Raw genomic sequence first — 24,222 nt, forward strand, 5'->3', positions numbered from 1 at the left:
AATTATGTTTTTATGTTTGCTGTGATCTCAGTAAACCAAAATTAAAGCCGGATAAAGTTATCCGGCTTTTGTTGTAGAATCCTTAAATTCTACTCTATTATTTTCATTTATCTGATGTATGTGCAAATCGTGAATGGTGATTTCCGGACGACTCCCAACTCGAATATTAATTCCAGTTTGGCCTAGCCCCTCGCTTATATAAAATGATCGGCCATTGTATTGATGTAACCCTTTTACCATGTTCATCTTAATTAAATTTCCCATTTTAAAAAGGTGGTATGGCTTTGGCCAATGAATTTGTCCACCATGAAAGTGGCCTGACAGCAGATAGTCAAAATGATAGTCTTTCATCGTTAGAACGATGTTCGGATCATGTGTTAAAACAAGATTATACCCTTTTTCTAGTCCATCATAAGTTTTACCTAAGTTACTATGGTTTGTACCAAAGTTATCAATGCCAATAATATTTAGTGAATTGCCGCCCACATCTATCCTGTCATTTTCATTTTGAAGTGTTTTAAAGCCGTGTTCATTCAATGTTTCTTTTAACTGATTGAAGTTTTGCTTGTTCAATACATAATCATGATTGCCAAAAACAGCATATGCCCCGTAAACAGGCTTTAATCGATTTAACACTTGCAAATAAGGAATAAGCCTTGGTATGCTTCGTTTTCGATCTAAAAAGTCTCCTGTCAAAGCAATGATATCAATCGGCTTACCTTTCAATTTTTCATATAATTGCTTGGGCGTCATCGAAATATTTTCAATATGCATATCAGAAATATGCAAAACTCGTAAAGAAGTGCCACCGTTTGTTTGAGGTTCATTTTCTATTTTAATATGATTTATTTCAACGGAATGCGTATTTTTATAGCCTTTATATAAAAAGTAACCTACTAGTACAGTGAAAATCGTGATAATAATGTACATTATCTTATTCCTCCTCCACATTAGTATAAAGGGAATAAGGAGGGAAATTAACTTGTAATTTATGGATAGGTATCCGTTAGACACTTTCAATGTTTATGAAATAAACAATCTTTCGACATAAACACGTACATCGGATGCGGCCTTTTCTTAGTTAAAGCTTTATTTAATGATAAAAAGTAAATTGGTGAAAGAGCCACTTGTTTTGCTAATTTATAGTATGGGTTATGAATGGGACAGGCTTCAAAGCCTAATTTCTTACACCCTTTATAAAGCATTGTAATGCCAATCAATCCCTTAATTTCATTAGCGTCATCATGAAACTGTAAATAGCGGGCAATAGATGGAAGTGATTCCTGTACGCTCTTATAAATGATTAAAGCCCTTCTGATTTCACTATATCCTACCGTTTGTCCCAATATTTTAGCATTATGCAAATGAATTTTAAGGAGTAAATCATTTTTATTAATTACTGTTCCGTCGGATAAAGTTATTTTTTTACCTTTATACTTTGTTACACGAACGCGAATAATTGTCTTATTTCCATTTATTACAATATACTGCAACCGGGTAAAATGAAAATATAATGGATCGAAAATAGCCCACACAAAAAGGCAATACTTTCTGATTCTACTACTCATTCCAGTCACTCCAGTTCTCCCCCACCTAAATAATAGTGATACGTTATATTTTGTTTAGATAATGTACAACTATTACTGGTAATTTAAGGTTTTGAGAATGTAAAGACTGTAACTTCACAAACTAAACCGTGAAGGAGTCGACTAAATTATGTTCCGAATTTTATTTATGCCTTTATTGCAAATACCATCAGGGCATCATCATGTTGCTGATAGTATTAAGGTTCAATTGAATCAATCAGCCGATGACTATCATTGTGAAGAAGTTGAACTATTATCCTATAGTTATGGGAATCTGGAAACGCTAATCTCATCCGCTTATTTACAATGGATTCACAGGCTTCCAAGACTATATAGCCAAATTTATAAGTATGCTGCGGTAAAAGAGAAAAGAACCAATAAACGGTTTTACTTGTATGAATGGTTATTTTTAAAAAAAGTACAACGTTTAATTGAACAAACAAAACCGGATCTAATCATTTGTACGCATTCTCTCCCATCCTGTATTATTCAACAACTAAAAAAGAGGAATCTTTGGTCAGGCCCAGTCATCAATGTTTACACTGATTATTTTATTAATAATTTATGGGGTGTTGATAGTATAAACTATCATTTTGTACCGAGTTTAGATGTAAAAAATGAGTTGATTACCAGGGGCATAAAAGCCCATCAAACCTTTGTTACAGGAATTCCTATCGATCCACTATTTAGAAATGTGACGCCCACACATAAAGAAGCCAATAGGTTTACCGTTTTGGTAAGCGGTGGTAATATGGGGGCCGGTTCTATCCAGAAACTTCTTAATCGATTAAATCCATCAGGTTCCATTCTTTATAAAGTACTTTGCGGAAAAAACGAAATACTGCTTCACTATATTGAACGTCTGAACCATTCCCATATAAAACCGCTTCCTTATGTATCTTCAAAAAAAGAAATGAATCAATTGTACGATGAAGCCGATGCCATCATTACCAAACCTGGAGGTGTTACAGTTACTGAAAGTTTATGGAAAAAGCTACCCATCTTTGTTTATGAGGCTTTACCTGGACAAGAAGAAATCAATTTACACTATTTAAAAAGTCAAGGACTAATATTTGATTTACAGAATAGCAGTGCAACAATCAACGTGGAAGATAAGATAACTGACATATTAATAAATGGTTTATCACAATTCAACAAACGCTTAGACACATTCTATGACTGTGTTGAAAGTAATGATGTATCAAAGATAATAAAAACGATTTTATCTAGTCCAAACTTAAGGGGTTAACATATAAGTAACGAAGGAGTGCGCGAGTTGAGTCAGATCGAGATTAAAGCTGCTCCGCCTGCAAGTTGGCATGGTAAGAAACAAAATAATGGAAGTAAAAAAACTATAACGTTGCACTGTACACTTCTCCCCTATTGCCTTATACTTACATGAGAGGTGATGAACGATGGGAAGTTGATGCGAATAGGAGTTCTTTCTAAAGAAATGGGCATATCGACAAGAACAATCGATTATTATACGAATTTAGGAATCATTCATGCCCAAAAGTCTTCATCAAATGAATACAGATATTACGATGAAGAAGCTGTCATACGATTAAAGCTAATTAAACTATATAAACAAGAGAAATTAACCCTTAACGAAATTAAGGAACGTTTCGAACTAATGGAAGATGTAGAAAGTTACGATAATAAAGTTGTTTTTGAAAAAATACATGCGCTTCAAAGTGAATTAAAAGATATTGAAGATGCAATTTTACAACTAAAACCTCATCTCGATCAATTAGATAAAAATCAACTAAATTCATTAGGGAAACTTATTAACTTACAAGGTGTATCCCTTGCTCAAACCATAACGATATTGTTCGGATGAGCTATATCGTTTACAAGTATGGAACAAAATATCAGGAGGTGACATCCCTACATTATTTGTAGGGAGATTATTTGGAATATTTAAGTTTGCTTTCAGTCGCTGTTTTAATAGTTCTCACCGCATTCTTTGTAATTTCGGAATTTGCGATAGTCAAAGTTAGAAGAACGAGAATTGAACATTTGGCAAATGAAGGAAATAAACGAGCTAAAGCTGGTTTAAAAGTAATTAATAATTTAGATGGCTATCTTTCGGCATGTCAGTTGGGTATAACCGTAACTGCTCTTGGAATTGGTTGGCTCGGTGAACCAGCGTTCGCTCAAATTATCCATCCATTGATAGCTAGATTTGATCTATCTGATGGAGTGGTACACACCATATCCTTTGTTGTTGCCTTTGCTGTTATCACCTTTTTACACGTGGTATTAGGAGAATTAGCACCAAAAACCATTGCCATTCAAAAAGCCGAAGCTGTTACGTTAGCACTTGCTCCTCCGTTAATCTTTTTTAACTGGATCATGTATCCTTTCATTTGGGCACTAAATGGATCAGCTAACTTTTTAGTTGGTTTGATTGGCTTTAGCCCTGCCTCGGAAAGTGATGAGGCTCTTTCTGAAGAAGAATTGCGGATGACATTATTAAACAGTCACAAAAGCGGTGAAATAAACGATTCCGAAATCGAGTATGTGAATAAGATATTTGATTTTGATGAGCGTGTAGCAAAAGAAATTATGGTCCCTCGTAAAGAGATTGTTTGCTTATTTAAAGAGGATTCTTTTGAAGAGAACATTAATGTGATGAAAAATGAAAAGTTTACAAGGTACCCAATTGCCGAAGATGATAAGGATGAAATTATAGGAATGGTCAATATTAAAGGATTATTTAATGATGAAAATCCATCTGATAAAAATATTGATAAGCATATCCGTCCAGTCCTTCACGTCATCGAAACAACACCTATTAAAACACTTTTAACTAAAATGCAGAAGGAACAAAGCCATATGGCAATTGTTGTTGATGAATATGGCGGTACTGCAGGATTAGTTACCTTTGAGGATATCCTGGAAGAAATCGTTGGCGAAATTAGAGACGAATTTGATTCAGATGAAACGCCTGAAGTTCAACAGATAGATGACAAGACTTATTTATTAGAAGGTAAAATGCTAATTTCTGATGTAAACGACTTATTATCTGTTGATATTTCAGACGAAGAACTGGATACACTTGGTGGTTGGGTGTTATCTAAGAATAACGAACCAAAGCAAGGAACGATTATTTCTGAAGGCCACTATCACTTCATGGTCAAAGAAGTGGAAGGACATCAAGTTAAATATGTAGAGACTAGAGAACTTGATCAAAAAGAAGAAACTAGTTATTCTACTGCATCTTCACAGTAAAATGAAATTAAGAAAAGTGCAAGCGCCTGTTTAGCGACGTACAAACTGGAGCACTCCGCAATGAGATAAAGGAAACATGCCCCTGCAACAGGGGTATGCCGACGTTGGGCGGCAAGCCCGGTTTTAGTCGGCCTTCCTTTTACTACGAACCGATGTTGACTTATCGTAGTGGAGGAGTGTGAAGTTTGCTAGTTGCTGGGCGCTGGAGCTAGACATGACCGTTGATATAAGTAAGCTTAATAGAGCTAAATTTTATATTTTCTTTACGTGGTAAAAAGACAAGCGAGAGTTGCTTGTCTTTTTCTATTATTCTTAGCCAGTTTGTCCGAGATTAAAATCCCACTTCTCAGGATATAATGGCATTCGAACTGCGCGGTAGATCTGTCTGTGATCTCCTTCTTCAAAACCAGTTACTTTCAGTTCATAAACCACTTCTGGATCCTCTTCCCCTGTTACTTCTACAACAATACTCCGCATCGTACCATCCTCTAGCTGTGTATAGCCAGATGTGATTAACCTGTTTCCTGTTTCGCTTAAATAGTTGGCATCACTAACATATTTGGAGAAGAAGTTTTCTCCACGTTCTTTTCCATAAGACCATATCTCTTTAACAGTCATTTCTTCCGTATTAATCCGATATTGGACCCCACGGCTGTATTCCTCGCTCACGCTTTCGTCTCCCCGCGTAACGGCAATGTTATTGTCAAATAACATAATGTCCTTTGTCGCGTCATTATTGTCAAAGTCAGGTAAAGTCATCACAGAATGTGGTCCACCTGGAAATTTAAAGTCTTCTCCGATTGGCTCTAATAAATAGTCTTGATAATCTTCTGGCCATCCTTCATAGGCGGCTAAAATATAGTCAATTTCTCCCTCAGGATAACTCATTTCCATGATTAAACTCTGGTGCCTACTAGAAACAAGAATATCCCCTTCATCCTCATCAAACCAAATGGCATTTTGGTGAAACCAATCGCCATCTTCGGCTGAAGGTCCATCATATTCTTGATAAAAATCCTCTGGCATAATCTCACGGAAATTCAGCTGATCAACTAACTCGCCTGTTTCACGATCAATTTCAATCATTTCGTCCTCAATATACTGTGTTCCATCGTGCGCTGTAGCGAGTATATTTCCATTAGGCAATTCAATCGCATCATGATGAATGATCCCCCATCCTTCATAATTGCTAACGGTTACTTCATAAGCATTCGCTACCTGACCTAGCATGTCCATTTCAAGTATTAGATTATATTTATCTCCCTTTTTCGTTACATATAGTAGATTGCTATTTTCCATCCGTTTTAGTACATGGCTATTCGGAAAGGTAGAGTACCAGCGAACATCACCATTACTATCGACTGCATATGCCAATTCACTACTTGGAATGAGAAATGTTAATCCGTTTTCCATTTTTGTCGGATCTGATTCAATAAGTTCTGTCGTAAGAAAACCTTCAGGGAGTGGTTCTGTCGTTACCGAGAGTGTTTTTTGCTTTACCACCCCATCTTCACTTTCCCCCGCTACTATTACCGTATTTTCATGATCTGGATAGAGGCCAAGTACAGGGATCGCATGACTTGTATCATAACCATTATACGTTTTAACAATATCCGTTCCTTTTGTCTTGCCTTTAACTGTAACCGTTATTTCTAGTGGTTCACCCGTTTCAAACTTAACAAGTGCTGTTAACGGAGCAGCACTGTATGGATCAGAAATAACCAATGGATCGCTTAGGTCATAGCTTCTTTGTTCATATGTCGTACGAATTACTTTTTCAATCGAATTTTGTTCATTAATTAGCTCCATATCTGCAGAAACTGTGCGTTTCCCTTTTACTTCTTGTTCTTGATTAGCATCTTCTTCTCTATACATGACAAAAAAGAAAATGGCTCCTACAACTACCGCACCACTTAAAGCTCCTATCAAAATCTTTTTCACAGTTTCGTCCCCCAGCTATGGATTTGTCGATTCCATCATATAGTTTTAGGTTAGCATAGCTTTAACGAACAATCTAATGATGTAAGCTGGTTTTGCAAAATTTATCACCTATGTAGTGATATCAGGAATTTCACTTTTTTATCAGATATGGCCCTCGCCAAATAAAAAAAGTGCCTGAAGTACTAGGCACAAGCGTGTACTAACTTTTTTTAATTTTGGCTACTCCTGCTGCAAAGTGCTCCCAGAGGATATTCTCTACTATCTCTGCTTGACCTTCTTCACAATCAACAATTAGGATAACCTCCATATGCTTCCCTTTTAAAACTCTTTTTCGTTTTTTAATAACTAATTCAGTAAATAATCTAATGGCGACTCCTAAAACAAATCCAATAAACGCACTTATTAGTCCCCAATAAATCGGCCCCCATGCCAATTCAAAGCCAATACTAATTCCAATAACTGAAAAAGCTGTTGCAAGTGCCATACCAATATCAATTAGTGAGGTACCATCTGACCGATGAATGCTATCAAACAGCTTGCGTTCTTTCGTTCGATTATCAAGCGGCACCGCATATATATTTTCTTTTTTAATCCCTTTCTTTTCAAGCGTTGATATAGCCATTTCAAAATAGATGTTATGATCAAAAGTTGCGTATAACTGCATCCTATTCACTTCACTTTTTGTCCTTTTAGTAGTTTGAAATCTTTGTTTTGATATTCATCTTTTAAAAACCTGCGTTGTTCTTGTTCGAAAAGCTTATTATTTTCAACTGTATTCATATAGGAATCAAACATAGCAAAACCATATAACGAAGGTAAAAATAGGAGCCATTCGGGATCTAATACTGCAGTAGCCTGCTGTAGCCCACCTAAAATCAATAAGGGGATGGCCTCAAGAAAATGGGAAAAATAAAAAAATACACAAGTCCAAATAACAACGAAAAAAGCCGTAAGAAGTCGATGGATATAGAGTTGTCCTAAACCTGGCACAAATAGTGACCACATTACTGCCATTAAAGGGTTTCTTTTATCTAAGTAGTTAATTTCTACTGCACCAATAGCAAATGTATTAAAGCGATGTTCTTCACGATCTGCTAATATGAAAACTTTGTTCATATCTACTGTTGTTCGATAACTATCCCAAATCCCGAATAGATAAACCGGCATATAGATGAGCAGCCATCGAGTATCTAACACGTTAATAACCTTATCAATATCACCCTGAAAAGAAAGAATGATTCCCAAATTCACTTTTGCTTGCAGATTAACGACAACTTCCCAAATAAATAATACAAATCCACGAAGATATTTTGATAAAAGCAAATGTCCAAATCCTGGAAAAGCAGCGCTCCACCAAGCAACTATATAAGGATTTCTTAAATGAATTTGAGTGGTACCAAGAACACTAACATGTGCTGTGTAGCGTCTAGCCGTATTATTATTGGTGTAATTGTTCATTTAAAAATCCCCTATTGTATAATTTCACTGTCTATCAATAGGCTTTCCTTAAAAAGGCCTTTTATTCTAAATGTATATATATTTACGCGAAACAAATCCTATTGGTAATACACTTCAATGAAGGTGGGATGAATGGGTGGATCTCGCAATAATGAATGAAATCATAGATACACACGAAAAGTACTCGCAATTAAAAAAACAACACTTTTTTGAAAACACTCTGTTTTCTTTTCAGTGGTGGATTCTTGTTACTATAACAGTTGTTCTTTGGATGATATGGGCAGTTATGGTTGATAAAAAACGATTGAATATCATTTTGCTAGTAGGTCTGATCACAAGCTTACTCGCACTCATTATGGATGATATCGGTATTTCATTAAATTTATGGACTTACCCTTCCCAACTTACATATTTCGTAAGTCGATTATATCCCGTTGATGTAGCAATCATTCCCGTATTTTATATGTTGTTATATCAATACTTTAGGGCTTGGAAATCCTATTTAGTCGTCCTTACGTTGCTAAGTCTTTTTGCCATTTTTGTATCTGAACCTATTTTTTCCGAACTTGATATTTATACTTTGCTACGGTGGAAATATTGGTATTCCTTTCCTATTTATATACTGATGGGGATTTTCGTGAAAGGCTTGGTTGATAAAATAGAGAGAAAATGTACTTAGTATAAAAAGACAGTTAATTTTTAAAACTAGCTTCCCTAATTTATGATTCGTTCGTACTACCATTCAAATTTTTTCAACTTAGACAGGTTTCGTTCTACGAACGAACTTTTTGCTTCAAGGGCTCTTACAGACTTGGAAATAAAAGGTCTGTTGAAGTTGAAAAATGGAAAAACCGCATCCTAGTTGAACGGGATACGGTCATGTACCATACATGTCTTTTTTAGAATCCCCCACTTCAAACAATCCGTAAGGATGTTAAGTGGTGGGTAGTTCAACTATCGTCCTTCTTATACTTTCTTTCACTCTGGGATTCGTCCTTTGATTTGGACTTTTTCTTTTCGTCTTTTTGTTCTATTTTTAAGTCTTCCAATGGGATATCATCCACCATTTGTTGATCTTTGAACTCGTCCAGTTTCGTTCTTTTTTCTACATGTTCACCATTATTATCTTTATCTGATGACTTTTTATCATTTGTTCTCATGTTTTCCATCCCTCCAATCTCATGTTTCAATTCCTTTTCCTTTTTCTATCTACAATAAACATCTATCTATCCTTTTCTATCTCCAAAGGATTTTTTAATTGTTTTGTACTATTTTTTCAGTAAGGTTCTTGTAATCTTCCTCATTACCCGTTGCTTTTGCAATATTAAAGAGACCATCATAAAACTTCTTTCTATCCAATTGATGCATATATTCATATTCAAACCCACTTGCTGTGTAAACAGCAAATTCCCACACATGCTTTGAATCTCGTTTGCTCACCCCTTGGGCAATCGCCTCGAGGACTTTCAATAGCTCAACGGTAATGACCACGTTATCTCTTGCATAATGTCGTATAGAGGCGAATCCGATATATAAATAATCGTCAAAGTAAAGATTTCTTAAAATAAGACGTAAATTATAATCTTTATCGGTTAAATAAGGAGTGAGTTTCGCCTTCCGAGAAATATTTATAAGTAAATCTCCAATCTCATAAATGGTGCCAGTTGCCGTTTTGGGGTCATCATTGCCCAATGCACGAATAGCAATTTCAACAAATTTATTGATACTGAATTCTATATCCTGAATTTCCGTTTGCGTATTTCCAATATGAAACATATTTTTATATTTAAATTCATCAATAGCTGTTTCTTCGTTATTCTTCCAATAGGTTAACAATGGCGTTGAGCCAAAGACAAAATTGCCAACTTTGTATTCTAGCCGAATGATGAGATCATCCTTACATGCCTCCTTAATCAATGGAATAAAATCTACGGTTTGTAAATAACCCGACTTATCCATGCCTATTTGATGTCCCTGGGATTCCGGGATTTGACCTTTTATTACCCCTTCGTCATCTACCCTGTACGGCTGAAGTTCACTAAGCAAGGAATTCTCAATAATATCGATGGATTCCCTTTTCATATCACCCGTCATATTTGATACCTGCAGCCAAGTGACAATATGGTTAATAAAAATAGCAAAAGCTATTAAACATAAAGCTGTCAGAAATGTGGCTGTTACCGGGATCAAGGAATATTGGGTGGCTGTTTCCCCGTTAAGAAATAATAGACAAAACAATACATACAGAAAGCTCCCGTTAAAAATTCCTAGTGTTCGCTGTGTCACCTTTGTCATCATAAAATTCTTTAGTATTCTCGGAGAAAATTGGCCGGCAAAAGTAGTTAAAGCTGTTAACACACCATAAAAGGTAAAGGTGTTTAATGATAAAAGTCCCGCTGTTAAGGTGCTTAAAATTGTTTTGGTCAATTGATAATCAGCACTAAGAATCAAAGGAATCTTGTTGCCAAACTCCATCTTCAGGTCCACCCACACGGTTAGGGCAAAAAGTAATAGAGACAACCCTGCATAAATAATTGGTGTCACCCAAAGGTTTGAGTAAACCTGGTGCCATTTCTCCCTTTTTGACATGTTTTTGTATTTATTCATTTTGGCTTGGAGTTTATTCCAATTCGTCATTTCGACACTCCTCTTAGTTCATGATGTATATAACCTCCTATACCCGTTCTTTCTCGTGTTTTAATCTTTAATGGACAAGAAAAATTTATTCCTTTTAATAGTGAGTCACTTTTAAGATAACGACTAAAGTATGGTTTATACATAGTTAAAAAAGTTGAGTTGATAATAAAAAAAAGGGCAAAATAAGGTTTGCTGAAAATCGTAAGGAATGAAAAAAGGGAAGAAACAACACCGAAATAAACAGAACTAATTTAAGCTATGTAAAAAAAGCTAGCTCCATTTGGAACTAACTTATTAGATTTATTCTGTTAGAGCATTAAAATATTGATCTAGAGACAGTCACTGTATTAATAGCCACCGCCAAAGCCACCTGCTCCGACGATTATAAGCAAGATAAATAAAACAACGATTAGCGCAAATCCGCCACCGGATCCTTCATAACCCATTTAAAAATCCCCCTTTCCTAGTAGGATTAATACCATATTATGTTTAGCCAACGATTATGAATGGGCAAATGATTGGTTTTATAAAATATGGGCTTAGAAGGTAATGATAAATAGAAAAAGGAGAATGGGTATGCCACTATCAGAACTAGCACTAAGGTTAGCGATTGCCTTTCTTACCTTGTTACTATTGACAAGAATTATGGGGAGAAAAGAGATCTCCCAGATGACCTTTTTTAACTTTATATCAGGAATCGCAATTGGTACCATTGGTGCTTCACTAGCGATTGATTCTACCATAAGTATTCGTAATGGATTTCTAGCATTAATTGGCTGGAGTGCATTCACAATCGTCCTTGGACTTTTGGATATAAAATCAAAAAAAATCCGCTTACTTGTCGAAGGTCAACCAATAATTCTTATTAAACAAGGTAAAATCATGGAAAGCTCCCTTCGCAAAGCACGTTTAGATATAAATGCTTTAAATGCTCTTTTAAGACAAAAAAATGTATTTTCTGTTACTGACGTTGATTACGCCATTTTTGAAACAAGTGGCAAGCTTTCAGTAATGAAAATGGAAGCAAAACAACTCGTGACTAAGAGTGAGATGAACATTCCACAGGTTACAACGAATGTTTTCCCTATAGCTACAAGCATCATTTCTGATGGTAAAATTGATAAAGGTAACATGGAAAAACTAAATCTAACTAAACAGTGGTTGGATCAACAATTACAACTAGCGAGGATTAATTCTATTACAGATGTCTTTTATGCTGAGGTACAAAAGGACGGGACATTATATATTGACAAAAGAAATGACTCCTTAAGCTAACTTCCTTATAAAGTTTTCCTAAATCTATTTCTCAACTTTTAGGCTCATTTTTGTTTAAATGGCTACAATAAGTTTAGTAAAGTTTATTTACAAAAAAATGAATGGAGGGTTAATTAAATGAAATATATAACAGCATTAGTAATCAAATTCATTTTAACAACTGGTGTGCTTTTGATGATTTTGGGAGCGGTATTCGAGGTCTCCTTTGCAGATATTCTTATAACAAGTCTCGTGTTAACTGGGGCTTCTTTCATTATTGGTGATTTGTATGTTTTACCCAAGATTGGTAATGTAGGCGCCGCTATGGTTGACTTCGCTCTAGCTCTTGCAGGTGTTTGGGTACTGGGTTCTTTTTTATTTGAAGGGCCTATTCCACTTGGATCCGCTTCGCTTTTATCAGCGATTGGTATTGCAATTGGTGAGCTTCTTGTTCACTGGTATATGAAGAAACAATTTATGACAGGACAAGCTACAATGCCAGGTTATTACGACAGAAACCTGCAGACGGAATTCAGTGACGAACTGGAACCAGATACTAGTAAAAAAAATAAACGAGACCAAGAATGAAATCGGAAAGCGGAAATGGCAAGCATGCCTTTCCTCTTTTTTATTTAATTCTGTATGAAAAATAGTTTTAGTATGGCTTTCAATTCTTCAGATAGGCATTTCCCAAAGGATAAAATAGTTAAATTGGGTGATAATACAAAAGTCAAATTTAAATGAGGAGGTAACAATGTGGGAATTTTAAGCGGAAATCCGAAAGATGAACCAATGCATTATGGTGAAGTATTCGCAATTTGGAGTGCCTATTCTATGGCCAAATCACAAGTAGCTGCATATGAGGTCCTTTATAACCATGCTGGAGATAAGGAACTTAAGAAATTCATCAGTGATATGATTCAAAACATTGTAAAACCAGGAATTGAAGAAACTGAAAAAATGCTTAAGGTGAATGGTGTTGGACTACCACCAACCCCACCGGAACGCGCTGAAGCAAATTCAGAAGATATACCAGTTGGTGCCCGCATTATGGATCCAGAAATTTCAGCCACCCTTTCTCAAAGTATTGCACAAGGTCTTATTGCGGATAGTACAGCAATTGGTCAAAGCATCCGAGAGGATATTGCTATGATGTTTGGACAATTCCATAACAAAAAGGTCCAAATGGGTGGGAAATTACTTCAATTGAACAAAGAAAAAGGATGGTTAATTCCACCACCATTACATGTTAATAAGACAAAAGAGCAATAGCAAGTTTGAAAAAGACCTGTATCACGCAGCTTGATTTGTGATACAGGTTTTAAATTTAGTTCACCTTCTTCGGCCCATCCCAATGCATTTCCCTTAAACGGAACTTCTGTAGTTTACCTGTTGCAGTTTTTGGTAAGGACTCTACAAACTCAATTGCCTTTGGAGCTTTAAAATGAGCCATTTCGGATCGGCAATAAGAAATGACCTCTTCTTCTGTAACTTTTGCATAAGGATGCAATACTATAATCGCCCTTGGTACTTCACCCCATTTTTCATCAGGCACGGCAATGACAGCCACTTCCATTACATCCGGATGTTTATACAACACCCCTTCCACCTCTGTAGAAGAAATATTTTCGCCACCAGAAATAATTAAGTCCTTCGCTCGATCTTGTATTTCGATAAAGCCATCTGGATAGGTGACCGCCAGATCGCCAGTATGGAACCAACCGTCTTTGATTGCAGCTGCTGTTTTTTCAGGATCTTTGTAATATCCCTCCATCACCACGTTGCCTCGGGTAATGATTTCTCCCAATTCTTTCCCATTCCAAGCAACTTCTTCTCCGTCTTGGTGGATGACCTTCGTTTCTCCATTAAAAGCAAGTTCGATACCTTGTCTTGCCTTAATCGTTGCTTGCTCATCAGCTGATTTTACATCAAATTCTTTTTTCCATTCACAATAAAGAATGAATGGTGACGTTTCGGTCAGACCATAGACATGAATCATATTTAATCCAAGAATTTCTTGTGCCTTGTTAATGAGCGCTGCAGCTGGAGGAGCTCCTGCAGTTGCCATACGTGGGCGAGTCTTGATATCCATTTCTTTTGCTTTTGGATCATTCACCAGCATATTAATAACTGTCGGAGCACCACATAACAAGGTGATATTTTCCTTTTCAAACAAATCAAGAATATGAGAAGGATCGACCTTTCTCAAACAAACATGCGTGCCGCCAGCTGCCGTAATTGCCCAGACCCCACCCCATCCATTTGCATGAAACATCGGTAAAGTATGGAGGTATACATCATCATGATTAACTCCAAGGTGATACATAAAATTTGCCGCGTTAAGGTAATTACTACGGTGAGTTAGCATCACGCCTTTTGGTTTCGATGTAGTCCCACTCGTATAGTTCAACGTTAAAAGTTGATTTTCATCAATTTTGACCTCTGGTAGCATTTCATTTTCTGGAGCATGTTGCAGGAAGGCCTCATAATCTACACCTTTTAAAGAAGTCTCTTGGCCAACTACAGATACAGTCACAATTTGATCCAAGGAGAGACTAGCTACGATTTCCTCAATTGGTCCACTAAATTCTTCATCAACAATTAACATTTTCGCATCACTGTGCTTAATGATGTACTTTAAGTCTTCCGCTGATAAGCGATAATTTAAAGGTACCATTGTAGCACCGAGCTGACAGATTCCATAAAAGCTTTCCAACATATAATGGGTATTGGGCAACATTACTGCAACATGATCACCTTTTTGAATACCAGCTTTATGTAAGGCAACAGAAAGCTTGTCTGTTCGTTCACCAAACTCTTTGTACGTAAATTGTTTATTTTCATCAATAACAGCTACTTTTTCTGGATAATATTTCACTGCTCTGCGTTTCCAATCAAGCGGGGTTAATGGAGAAAACATGCGTTTACCACTCCTTATTATTTATTAGATCTATTGCAATGATGAAATATCTAAATATTTAGTCTTATTATATAAAGTAATATACTCAAGCCTGTTTTACAAGTGAAATGATTGCTATACTTACGTGAATTTAAAAGAGCTTGGAAATTTTCCAAGCTTTTTTATAGCAAATTCTATGTTAAACATTATGTTAGTTACAAAATATTACGAATAACCAGGAAAAGTTCTTGTCAGCTTGGTTTCCCTAAGCTATTTAAACGGGTTGCCAGATCACTACCTATTGACTTGCCATAAAGAGGTTCTGTCTCACTAGTTAGTAAAGTTTCTTTTAATTCATAAGCATTGGAACCATGCTCGGCAAAATCCAAACCAGCAATTTCGTCCTCTTTAGAAACCCGGATAGAAGACGCTTTGTTGATCGCGTATGTGAATGAACCAACAGTAAGCATTGTCCAAACGATAACTGCTACTACACCGACTAACTGAGTCAAAAATAGGTCTGGGCCGCCACCGTAGAATAGTCCGCCTCCTCCAGCAACATCAAATAATCCAACTGCAAGCGTACCCCATATTCCACAGATTCCATGAACGCCTATTGCTCCCACAGGGTCATCGATTTTAGCTTTTGTTTCGAGAAAACGAATTCCTTCAACAAGAATAACGCCAGATACCAAGCCGATAATAATGGAACCACCAAGTGATACATTCGCACAACCCGCAGTAATCCCAACTAGTCCGCCCAATACACCATTGAGCGAGAGAGACGGGTCAATTTTATTGAACCGTAGTTTCGTGTAAAAAGCCGCTGCAACAAGGGAAGCAGAAGTAGAAAGTAAAGTTGCTGCAACAACTCTTGGTACTAGACTAGGATCTGCTGCAAGCGTACTACCGCCATTAAACCCGAACCAACCTAACCATAGAATGAATACACCAAGTGCTCCTAATGGAATATTATGTCCAGGAATTGCGTTGATTTTTTTACCGCTGTATTTTCCAATACGTGGTCCAAGAATTAACACTACTGTCAACGCACCAACAGCGCCGGTCAAGTGAACAACCGATGAACCAGCGAAATCAACAAAACCTAATTGGGCTAACCATCCACCATTCCATACCCAGTGTCCGACCACAGGATAAATAACGGCAGTCATGGCAATCGTAATTATGATATAGCTGCTTAATTTTATTCTTTCTGCAACAGCACCTGAGATGATAGTCGCACATGTCGCTGCAAATACGGCTTGGAAAACAAAGAAATCAATATCTGCACGGCCACGGAGTAAAAACCCGTCTATACCAAAAAAGCCACCTGCAGATGTACCAAACATAAGACCAAATCCAATAACGAAATATAACAATGTTGCTAAACTAATAGTTAAAAAGTTTTTCATCAAGATATTTAATGAATTCTTTGCTCTTGTGAAACCCGATTCTACCATTGCAAATCCGGCATGCATGAAAAACACTAAAAACGCAGCAAGCATAACCCATACCAAGTTAATCGATAATTCCAGTGATTCTGTTGTCGGGGTTGCTGCATATGTTGGGGTTGCTATAGCTGAAAAAAGAATTAATAAAAAACCAGTTTTCTTAAACATTATTAATTTCCTCCTTGAAAAAAATTATAAAACTGCATCTTTACCACGCTCACCTGTACGGATTCTAATTGTATCTTCCACAGGATAAACAAATATTTTTCCATCGCCAACACTTCCTGTACCACATGCTTCAATAATTAAATCAACAATTTCATCTAATTGTTCGGCTTCCACAACCATTTCCACTTTTATCTTTGGAACAAGTTGTATCTCGAACGTTGTACCACGAAAAACACCTTTTTGCCCTTTTTGTTTTCCAGTTCCCGCAGCTTCTGTTACTGTCAATCCCCCAATACCGATTGAGGATAGTTTATTACGTAACGTTTGAAATTTATCTGGACGAATAATGGCTTCAATTTTTTTCATTTCTTTCCCCCTTTCTTTTATGTAAGGTTTTCTTACATAAAATGTTATGTTTACTATCATAGATTGTAGAAGTTAATTATGCAAGTGTTTTTGCTAAATTTTTAGAATATTTTAGTGGTAAGCGTTTTCAATTATAAGAAGGGTTTACTGTTGTTAGTTGCAATTACAAAGATTTACTTAACTTTGCTTATGAACGTGGAATAACGGAGACACAAACATTGAATGGGAGCTTGGGTAAGTACCAGATTTAACCAAAAAAGATGCCATACACGTGGTACCGAGTGTATGGCATCATGCGGTTATTGTAGTTTACGCTAGTTTGTTACTACTTTCCCTTTTTACAAGCTGGCCTTTCTGTTCTCTATATTTTAAGATGCCTTCCGCTGCTCGGTATGCTAGAGCACCCACTGTTCCTGTTGGATTATAGCCTCCATTGTGAGCGAATGCAGAAGCTCCGATAACAAATACATTATCCACGTCCCACATTTGTAAATAATTATTCAGTGCGGAGGTCTCAGGGTCTGCTCCCATGATCACTCCGCCAGTAATATGGTCATTTTGAGCAGGAACGATATCAAAGTGTTCCGTTAACTCCTTAGGTTCTACAACTTCAGCACCCATCTCAGTTAAGATTTCTGCACATCTTGCCGTGATATATTTATATAATGCTTGGTCCTGCTTCGTAAAATCATACGTCATTCGGAGCAATGGATTTCCATATGCATCTTTATATGTTGGATCAAGACTTAAATAATTGTTTCTGTGCGGCATGGAAGCACCTTGTGAAGTTACTGGTATCGAACGGTTAAACCATTTAATGGATTCTGCTTTAAACTCTTTTCCCCATCTCGGGGTACCACTTGGAGCTCCATTTTCGTTAATCGGCCTTTTCCCAAGCTGTTTCATTGTAATCGATCCACCATGGATGAAGTCTAAATCCGAATGGTCAAAGTTATCGTTGTTATAATCATCCAACGTGGTTCCAAGAGACCCTGCCCCCATAGCTGCATTGAACCTTTCCTTAAAGAAACCCGTTGCAACTGCAGTAATTTGATAACAATAATTTTTCCCGATTACACCAGTACCTGTTTCTGGATTATATGGACGTCCAAGCTCAGATTGTAACAGTAACCGTGTGTTGTTCAAGGTATAACTTGTTAACACAACAACATCTGCTAGCTGATCAAATTCTTCACCTGTTTGGACATCTACGTACCTGACACCTGTTGCTTTGTTCCCATCATGGATAATCCCTGTTACATTTGCATGCGTCCTTAGTTCAAAGTTTCCAGTTTTTAAGGCTGTAGGAATAACGGTTACATTTGGTGAAGACTTTGCCCCATACTCACAGCCAAATTTTTCACAAAAACCACAATACTGGCATTGGTTTAAAGTTTGGCCATCTGGGTTTTTGTACACTTCCGATATATTAGCAGATGGCTGACGAAATGGATGAAGCTTTAATTTTTTGGCAGCCTCCATATAGCGATCGAGAATTGGTGTACTTTTCATTGGTGGGGTTGGATATTCTTCTGTTCGTTCAGGTCTTAATGGATTTAGCTCCCCACTTGTTCCAGCCATTTTTTCAAACTGATGATAATACGGTGCTAGCTCATCGTACGTGATGCCCCAATCTTGAAGCGTATATTCTTTCGGAAGCTTATTTTTACCATATTTCTTATCTGTCATCGATTTAATTTCAAAATCATAAGGAGAGAAAAACCATGTATCCCCATTCCAATGAGCTCCTGCCCCACCTACACCCGTACCAATAAGAAACGCGCCATACTGACGCATAGGTAATGCCTGTTCATTGAGGCTATTTCGAAACGTTATTGTTTCTTTCGAAAGATCTTGCATCAATTCATATCGAATAGCATAGCGATATTCATCATGAACCATTTGAAAATCTTCAGTTGTTCTTTCTTCCCCCCGTTCAAGGCCAACGACTTTCAGACCTGCCTTCGTGAGCTCAGAAGCAATAATACCCCCTGCCCAGCCAACACCAACCGTTACTACATCTACTTTATTTAATTTTTTCGCCACAGTAATCCTCCCAATCTATAAGTTTTTATGAAAGATGATCCCTTAAAGACTTTGGTTTCATTTCGATAAACTTTTCACTTCCGATTTTGTTTAAATAAGTCATCTGGCTACCAGGAAAGTTCTTCATTTTCCATGCTTCCATGTCTGCATTACCACCATATAGCGGATCTGCGTATGCCCCAGAAATCGTCGCTGTTCGTAGCATTTCAAAAAAGTATGCTGAACTAACATGTTTCAGCTTAACTTCATCATTCTCGAATTTCTTTAAAATCTCGTCTTGTTGTTCTCCTTCCAAATCAATAAAGGAAGCATCGTAATTCGATTTACTCTCTTGTTCCATTGCTCGAATCCCTGCCATAAAAACGTCATGTCGTTTCAGCGGTGTCTGGTACCCTTGATAATCTGTTCCAGAGAAGAAAGGGCCCTTCATATACTCCCTTTCATTATGGCCGTAAGCTCCAGCCAGTTCGTGGTCGATAAAATATGGAACACCTAACTGGATTGCCCCAGCACCATTTTCATCTTTAGGGTAAATTCGCTCTGTCGCTGCACTAAGTATTTGGAAATCTGATTGCCTAGTAAAATACATTAAAGCACGATTAAAATTAGATTCCTTCGAAGAACCTGTAGATGGTTGCTCTGTTTCGCCGAAATAATTTGTACCAATAATAGATCCTAGTATCCCTCCACCGATCAAACCACCAGCTGCATAGCTTGAATTCCGGATAAACTTTCGGCGTGACATATTTGATTTTGATTTTTCATCCACCTTCCGTTCCTCCTTCCATATTTTTTTAATAATTATCTCCTATTATTTCCATCATCAAAGATATTAAACTCATACAATTCTTTTCTACCCAAGCAAAAAAAGCCCCATCAACTTAAGATGGAAGGCTCTAAATACTGAAACATTTTTATCTATTACCATAGGCAAAACAATCATTTATTGGATGATTGTACCCGCTATAAGAAGTAACGAATAGACTGATGTATAGGAAAGGAGGTTTGCGGATGTCTTCTTATAATCCAAATAACCCGAATCGGCAGCAAGCTTATCATCATAACCAGAGGGCGGATTTCCACAATAATGGCCATGTTAGGCTACAAGAATCAAGCACGCATCATGGTGACATATACGGATCAAGTATGCCTCAGGAGTATACGTCCCCAGAACAACAAAGAACTGTTTACGGTGATACTTATTCACCCTATCCAACTAGTTCCTATCATGATGCCCCTGATATAGAATATATGTCCCAAATGATTATCAATCTCGAGAATCAACTGGAAAGGCTTACTAGATTGATTGCACAAAACAATCAATTGTTACAATCGATGCATGATCAGGAAGATACCAAATGCGTACGGGGTAATGGCGGTGGAGCAGTTATTGTACGGATGTAAATAGTATAGGGTGACTAGTGACTACACAGTCGCTCATCACCCTTTTAACCGACCAAGCCATCCAACATCTAGCGGTAAATTTTGAAATTGTGACGTTTTTATCAAAAACAATGAGAACACATTTTTATGTACTAGTAGAGGAGTTTTTTCAAACCTTTACGAAAAAGGAACTTGCATTATAAATCTACGAAAAGTACGGAAGTTGTGGCGTTATTAGCGGACAGTAGAGAACAAGTTGAGTACTGTGAAACATTATCTACCTTACATACCGTATGATACGGATCTTATTGAACCAGGAAATTTTATGGAATGAGCTTGAATAATCTCCAAGCACTTTATTTTATGATGAAGAGTCAAGCCTGTATCCAAAATCAATAAGTTTGTTTTGTTGACCTAATCAACAAAACAAATTATATTATTAGTAAGGGTATGATAATGCCCTACCCCTTTATGAAAGGGGGTGATAATAGTGGATGAGATTATACTTCTAACGGCTATTGTAAGTCTTGTTACGGCAGTAGTTGGACTTGTTACCTCGGTTGTAACAACCCGTCGAGATTTGCGTAGACGAAAAGAAAAGAATCCTTCTCCGACTCAACCGGAAAAAGATTCTAACAAAAACACCTAGAAGGAAGGGGGAAGCCCCTTTCTTCACCACTATTATATTCATATCATACCTTTAATATTCTAAATTTGTCAAGGAGTTGAGATTCGTGCAAGCTGCTGCCTTTATTATTTCCATTGCCTCTATTTTAATAAGTTTTACAACATTAGCTATTATATCTAAGAGGAAAAGGAGAAATAACTAGAATAAAAATTTGAGGTGAACCTGTATGTCGTATAAAAAACCGGTACAATATTACGGACTAAAAGACTTCTCTGATTTTGTTAAAGAGGAAGGTATGAAATACAGCACACGGGAGCTATCCGTATATAAAAGCAGGGACTTATTGCCCGATCCCGAAGTTATGATTGGGGAAAGAGCAGGATGGACTAAAGAGCAGATTGATGACTGGGTAAATCAAGTGAAGTTAAAGGGAATGCGTAATTATAGACAATGAAAAAATGCTGTAAAAATTTCTTCTTTATAAACTTACCAGAATTTGCGTAGACGAAAAGAATCCTTCTCCGAGCCAACCAGGAAAGGATTCTTTCCCTATATATTATTGATAGTAGTTTTTCTTCAAAACTGTCCAAGTCTATTAATTTTTCGTTAGGATCATTAGTGCGACAACTATCAGCAATGTAACAAAGAAAAAGAACGCATTCCGCCATCTCCTAATAAAACTTATTTTCTTCTCATCACCGTATATTTTGTAGTTCTTCCTTCTCTTCACTAAAATATTTCTGTTTTTCAGGCTTATTGATCATCATTAGCTGCAATAGACTAATACATAAAATAAGAATTGACGCTGCAATGACACTGTAACGTAACGGAATAATTTCTCCTGTAAAGCCAATTAGTAGAATAAAAATTATTTGAAACAAACTCTGAAATGTGCCATAAACACTTGATATCCGGCCCATCATGTCAATCGGAACATTATTTTGATAAAAGGTCATAGATCCAGTATTAGAAAACGCATTAAAATATCCTAAAATAATAAAACCAATGGCAACAGACCAGAATGAAAAAGAAAAGGCATAAATAAGATACCCCACCGCTACCATCATGTAGCCTACACCCATTAATAGTTTAATTGACATTTTTTTCGCTAACATGGAGACCGTTAGTGCGCCTATTATCGATCCTACCCCTGTGATACTAATGAGTATGCCAAAATCTGTTTCTGACAAATGTAAAACTTGTTGGGTGAATACAACTTCTTGTGCGTCCATTCCAAGCGCAACCACCATAAAAAATTGCGCTAAAAAATAGATCTTAACGATATACGGATTGTTCCGGCTGAAAAAGATTACCTTTTTCCAATCTTTTTTTAGTAACTTGCTATTAAAAGATTGAGATGCCTCCACCTTTTCCTTCTTCTCTACATTAGGAAGTAAGTACAACATAACAGCCGATACTAAAAATGAAACCGAATTTATCCAAATGGAAATTTCAGCAGAGGTAATTAGCAATAAAACTCCAGCAATTGCTGGACCAACCAGGAATGCCCCTGATGTGATAAGACTTCGAAATGAATTAAATTGTTTTCGTTGCTCTCATGGAATTAATGTCGTGATGTAAGTCATTGAGGTAGGATCAAAAAAGGCTTTTGAAACGGAAAGAAAAAACAATACTATGTAAATGTACCAAATGGAACTTAGAAATGGAATAATAACTACTAATACGGCACGAATAATATCCGTACCTATCATGAGTCTTCGTTTATTTACACGATCAATTATACTGCCGGACCAAAACTTTGTGAGAATCGAGGCAATTGGGCCCATAATCCACAAGCCTGCAACTGCTGCAGGAGATCCAGTCATATTTATAACTAGTATGTTAATGGCAACAAGGTAAATGAAATCTCCTAAAGTGGAAATTCCTACGCCGAATAATAATAGGAAAGAGTTTCTTTTTGTTTGCATTTTTAACGTTTCGATTACGCAGCACCTCCATCCTACCTTTTATCATATACAGTAACACATAAAATGGTATTGCGGACGAATCTGTCACTGTGTAAGTAAATATTTTTCAAATAAGAACACTTGTTTGTTTTTTTCGTTATTTAGTATACTATTTATAGAAATACTCCTCGGTTACTACTTCTTATTTCATATAGAAAGATGTGGTATTATGTCATTAGCAATGATAGTTCGTGAAGATCATAAGCCTTATGTCCACCATGATCAATTATTCAAGCAGTTAATCCACACATTTTTTGCAGAGTTCCTAGATGAATTTTTTCCAGAAGTCCACGATCACATTGACTTTTCAACTGTAAAGCCGTTATCTGAAGAGATGTTTACCGATTTACACAAAGGAGAAAGTCGAAGAGCAGATATTGTTATTGAATCAAAGCTAAAGGAACAAGATACCCTTATCATTATCCATGTGGAACCACAGAGCTACACCCAACCGAATTTCCACGAACGGATGTATCAATACTTTAGTATGCTTTATAATAAGTATCGCAAGCCGATTTTACCAATTGCAATTTTTAGCTATGATGAAAATTACAATGAGCGAAACGAATTTATGATGGACTTCCCTTTCTTTCATGTATTATCGTTTAATTTTATGATGTTAGAGTTACGAAAAATGAATTGGCGGGACTATATTACATCGAATAATCCCGTCGCCGCAGCTTTACTTAGCAAGATGGGATATACTGAGGATGAAAAGATTCAAGTCAAAAAGGAATTTTTGCGAATGCTAGTTAAAATGGAAATAGATCCAGCAAGATCAGAGCTACTTAATGGCTTTTTTGAAACTTATTTATCATTAAACAAAACGGAGGAGGAAAAACTAATGGAGGAAATTAATCAATTATCTCAAGATGAGTCAGAGCGGATACTGAAATTGCCAAATTCATGGCGGGAAAAAGGTATCCAAGAGGAAAAAGAAAAAATCGCTCTTGAAATGTTAAAAGAAGGATTATCCATTGAGCTTATTGCTAAAGTTACCCATCTAGGTCTGGATGAAATTGAAGAATTAAAACGAAAGCTTTGAAAAACTAACACAGAAAAGACGTCTCAGTTTATTGGCGTCTTTTCTATTAGATACGTGTATCTATATCAGTTTTTAAAGGAGTTAATCACTAAATTTCTGCCCAAAATGTTTTCCTTAATTCCTGGCAATATTACCCGCTAAAAATTACTAACCTTCTAT

General features: G+C 36.6%; 25 protein-coding genes and 1 pseudogene. 12 read left to right on the top strand and 14 right to left on the bottom strand.

Annotated elements, in window-relative coordinates:
- Window positions 1–57 precede the first annotated feature (57 nt).
- Window positions 58–930: a metallophosphoesterase gene (locus CFK40_RS16170; RefSeq protein WP_089533441.1), complete on the bottom strand. Its 873-nt coding sequence runs from the start codon at window positions 928–930 to the stop codon at window positions 58–60.
- A gap of 86 nt (window positions 931–1,016) precedes the next feature.
- Window positions 1,017–1,568 carry a YkoP family protein gene (locus tag CFK40_RS16175; protein ID WP_089534422.1) on the bottom strand — a complete coding sequence of 184 codons (552 nt, stop codon included), beginning with the start codon at window positions 1,566–1,568 and terminating at the stop codon, window positions 1,017–1,019.
- Between the two features lie 148 nt (window positions 1,569–1,716).
- On the opposite strand from CFK40_RS16175, the gene CFK40_RS16180 reads away from it, so the two are divergent.
- The 3 genes from CFK40_RS16180 (at window position 1,717) to CFK40_RS16190 (ending at window position 4,820) form a co-directional block, all read left to right on the top strand.
- Complete coding sequence (locus CFK40_RS16180) at window positions 1,717–2,835, top strand: MGDG synthase family glycosyltransferase (protein WP_089533442.1); 1,119 nt, start codon at window positions 1,717–1,719, stop codon at window positions 2,833–2,835.
- Window positions 2,836–3,012: 177 nt separating this feature from the next.
- A complete protein-coding gene (locus tag CFK40_RS16185) occupies window positions 3,013–3,426 on the top strand; it encodes a MerR family transcriptional regulator (protein ID WP_161493893.1) in 414 nt (137 codons plus the stop codon).
- A 71-nt stretch (window positions 3,427–3,497) separates the two neighbouring features.
- Window positions 3,498–4,820, top strand: a complete 1,323-nt coding sequence (locus tag CFK40_RS16190) for a hemolysin family protein (protein WP_089533444.1) — start codon at window positions 3,498–3,500, stop codon at window positions 4,818–4,820.
- 312 nt (window positions 4,821–5,132) lie between these two features.
- Here CFK40_RS16190 and CFK40_RS16195 read toward each other — a convergent pair whose 3' ends face one another.
- The 3 genes from CFK40_RS16195 to CFK40_RS16205 form a co-directional block, all read right to left on the bottom strand.
- A complete protein-coding gene (locus CFK40_RS16195; protein WP_089533445.1) occupies window positions 5,133–6,761 on the bottom strand; it encodes an aryl-sulfate sulfotransferase in 1,629 nt (542 codons plus the stop codon).
- Between the two features lie 199 nt (window positions 6,762–6,960).
- Complete coding sequence (locus CFK40_RS16200) at window positions 6,961–7,425, bottom strand: hypothetical protein (protein WP_089533446.1); 465 nt, start codon at window positions 7,423–7,425, stop codon at window positions 6,961–6,963.
- 5 nt (window positions 7,426–7,430) lie between these two features.
- A complete protein-coding gene (locus tag CFK40_RS16205; RefSeq protein WP_089533447.1) occupies window positions 7,431–8,219 on the bottom strand; it encodes a hypothetical protein in 789 nt (262 codons plus the stop codon).
- Window positions 8,220–8,370: 151 nt separating this feature from the next.
- Between CFK40_RS16205 and CFK40_RS16210 the strand changes: the two genes are divergently transcribed.
- On the top strand, window positions 8,371–8,898 hold the full coding sequence (locus CFK40_RS16210; RefSeq protein ID WP_152640146.1) for a CBO0543 family protein: 528 nt from the start codon (window positions 8,371–8,373) through the stop codon (window positions 8,896–8,898).
- A gap of 271 nt (window positions 8,899–9,169) precedes the next feature.
- Here the strand turns inward: CFK40_RS16210 and CFK40_RS16215 are convergent, their stop codons facing one another.
- From CFK40_RS16215 to CFK40_RS16225, 3 genes are all read right to left on the bottom strand, one after another.
- Window positions 9,170–9,379, bottom strand: a complete 210-nt coding sequence (locus CFK40_RS16215) for a hypothetical protein (protein WP_089533449.1) — start codon at window positions 9,377–9,379, stop codon at window positions 9,170–9,172.
- Window positions 9,380–9,473: 94 nt separating this feature from the next.
- Complete coding sequence (locus CFK40_RS16220) at window positions 9,474–10,856, bottom strand: DUF2254 domain-containing protein (RefSeq protein WP_227001801.1); 1,383 nt, start codon at window positions 10,854–10,856, stop codon at window positions 9,474–9,476.
- A gap of 347 nt (window positions 10,857–11,203) precedes the next feature.
- A complete protein-coding gene (locus CFK40_RS16225) occupies window positions 11,204–11,302 on the bottom strand; it encodes a YjcZ family sporulation protein (RefSeq protein WP_089533450.1) in 99 nt (32 codons plus the stop codon).
- A gap of 130 nt (window positions 11,303–11,432) precedes the next feature.
- Between CFK40_RS16225 and CFK40_RS16230 the strand changes: the two genes are divergently transcribed.
- The 3 genes from CFK40_RS16230 (at window position 11,433) to CFK40_RS16240 (ending at window position 13,382) form a co-directional block, all read left to right on the top strand.
- A complete protein-coding gene (locus CFK40_RS16230) occupies window positions 11,433–12,131 on the top strand; it encodes a YetF domain-containing protein (RefSeq protein WP_089533451.1) in 699 nt (232 codons plus the stop codon).
- 117 nt (window positions 12,132–12,248) lie between these two features.
- Window positions 12,249–12,698 (top strand): YndM family protein, encoded by a 450-nt coding sequence (locus CFK40_RS16235; RefSeq protein WP_089533452.1) that lies wholly within the window; start codon window positions 12,249–12,251, stop codon window positions 12,696–12,698.
- A 168-nt stretch (window positions 12,699–12,866) separates the two neighbouring features.
- Window positions 12,867–13,382: a DUF3231 family protein gene (locus CFK40_RS16240; RefSeq protein WP_089533453.1), complete on the top strand. Its 516-nt coding sequence runs from the start codon at window positions 12,867–12,869 to the stop codon at window positions 13,380–13,382.
- Window positions 13,383–13,437: 55 nt separating this feature from the next.
- Here CFK40_RS16240 and CFK40_RS16245 read toward each other — a convergent pair whose 3' ends face one another.
- The 5 genes from CFK40_RS16245 to CFK40_RS16265 all read right to left on the bottom strand — a co-directional run bounded on the left by CFK40_RS16245 (window position 13,438) and on the right by CFK40_RS16265 (window position 19,809).
- Entirely contained in the window at window positions 13,438–15,030 is a 1,593-nt protein-coding gene (locus tag CFK40_RS16245) for a long-chain-fatty-acid--CoA ligase (RefSeq protein ID WP_089533454.1), read from the bottom strand.
- Between the two features lie 230 nt (window positions 15,031–15,260).
- Entirely contained in the window at window positions 15,261–16,628 is a 1,368-nt protein-coding gene (locus CFK40_RS16250; RefSeq protein WP_089533455.1) for an ammonium transporter, read from the bottom strand.
- A gap of 24 nt (window positions 16,629–16,652) precedes the next feature.
- Window positions 16,653–16,994 (bottom strand): P-II family nitrogen regulator, encoded by a 342-nt coding sequence (locus CFK40_RS16255; RefSeq protein ID WP_089533456.1) that lies wholly within the window; start codon window positions 16,992–16,994, stop codon window positions 16,653–16,655.
- Window positions 16,995–17,303: 309 nt separating this feature from the next.
- Window positions 17,304–19,040, bottom strand: coding sequence for a GMC family oxidoreductase (locus tag CFK40_RS16260; protein WP_089533457.1), 1,737 nt, complete (start codon window positions 19,038–19,040; stop codon window positions 17,304–17,306).
- Between the two features lie 25 nt (window positions 19,041–19,065).
- Complete coding sequence (locus tag CFK40_RS16265) at window positions 19,066–19,809, bottom strand: gluconate 2-dehydrogenase subunit 3 family protein (protein ID WP_227001802.1); 744 nt, start codon at window positions 19,807–19,809, stop codon at window positions 19,066–19,068.
- A gap of 242 nt (window positions 19,810–20,051) precedes the next feature.
- Between CFK40_RS16265 and CFK40_RS16270 the strand changes: the two genes are divergently transcribed.
- From CFK40_RS16270 to CFK40_RS16275, 4 genes are all read left to right on the top strand, one after another.
- Window positions 20,052–20,444, top strand: a complete 393-nt coding sequence (locus CFK40_RS16270; protein WP_152640147.1) for a hypothetical protein — start codon at window positions 20,052–20,054, stop codon at window positions 20,442–20,444.
- A 17-nt stretch (window positions 20,445–20,461) separates the two neighbouring features.
- Window positions 20,462–20,626 carry a hypothetical protein gene (locus CFK40_RS21025; RefSeq protein ID WP_161493894.1) on the top strand — a complete coding sequence of 55 codons (165 nt, stop codon included), beginning with the start codon at window positions 20,462–20,464 and terminating at the stop codon, window positions 20,624–20,626.
- 287 nt (window positions 20,627–20,913) lie between these two features.
- A complete protein-coding gene (locus tag CFK40_RS21030; RefSeq protein WP_161493895.1) occupies window positions 20,914–21,072 on the top strand; it encodes a hypothetical protein in 159 nt (52 codons plus the stop codon).
- A 205-nt stretch (window positions 21,073–21,277) separates the two neighbouring features.
- Window positions 21,278–21,505 (top strand): hypothetical protein, encoded by a 228-nt coding sequence (locus tag CFK40_RS16275; RefSeq protein ID WP_089533458.1) that lies wholly within the window; start codon window positions 21,278–21,280, stop codon window positions 21,503–21,505.
- Between the two features lie 241 nt (window positions 21,506–21,746).
- On the opposite strand, the pseudogene CFK40_RS16280 reads toward CFK40_RS16275, so the two are convergent.
- Window positions 21,747–22,979: pseudogene (locus CFK40_RS16280) on the bottom strand (MFS transporter).
- A 208-nt stretch (window positions 22,980–23,187) separates the two neighbouring features.
- On the opposite strand from CFK40_RS16280, the gene CFK40_RS16285 reads away from it, so the two are divergent.
- Window positions 23,188–24,063 carry an RpnC/YadD family protein gene (locus tag CFK40_RS16285; protein ID WP_089533459.1) on the top strand — a complete coding sequence of 292 codons (876 nt, stop codon included), beginning with the start codon at window positions 23,188–23,190 and terminating at the stop codon, window positions 24,061–24,063.
- Window positions 24,064–24,222 lie beyond the last annotated feature (159 nt).

The sequence above is a fragment of the Virgibacillus necropolis genome, assembly GCF_002224365.1.
Classification (GTDB): Bacteria; Bacillota; Bacilli; order Bacillales; family Amphibacillaceae; genus Virgibacillus_F; species Virgibacillus_F necropolis.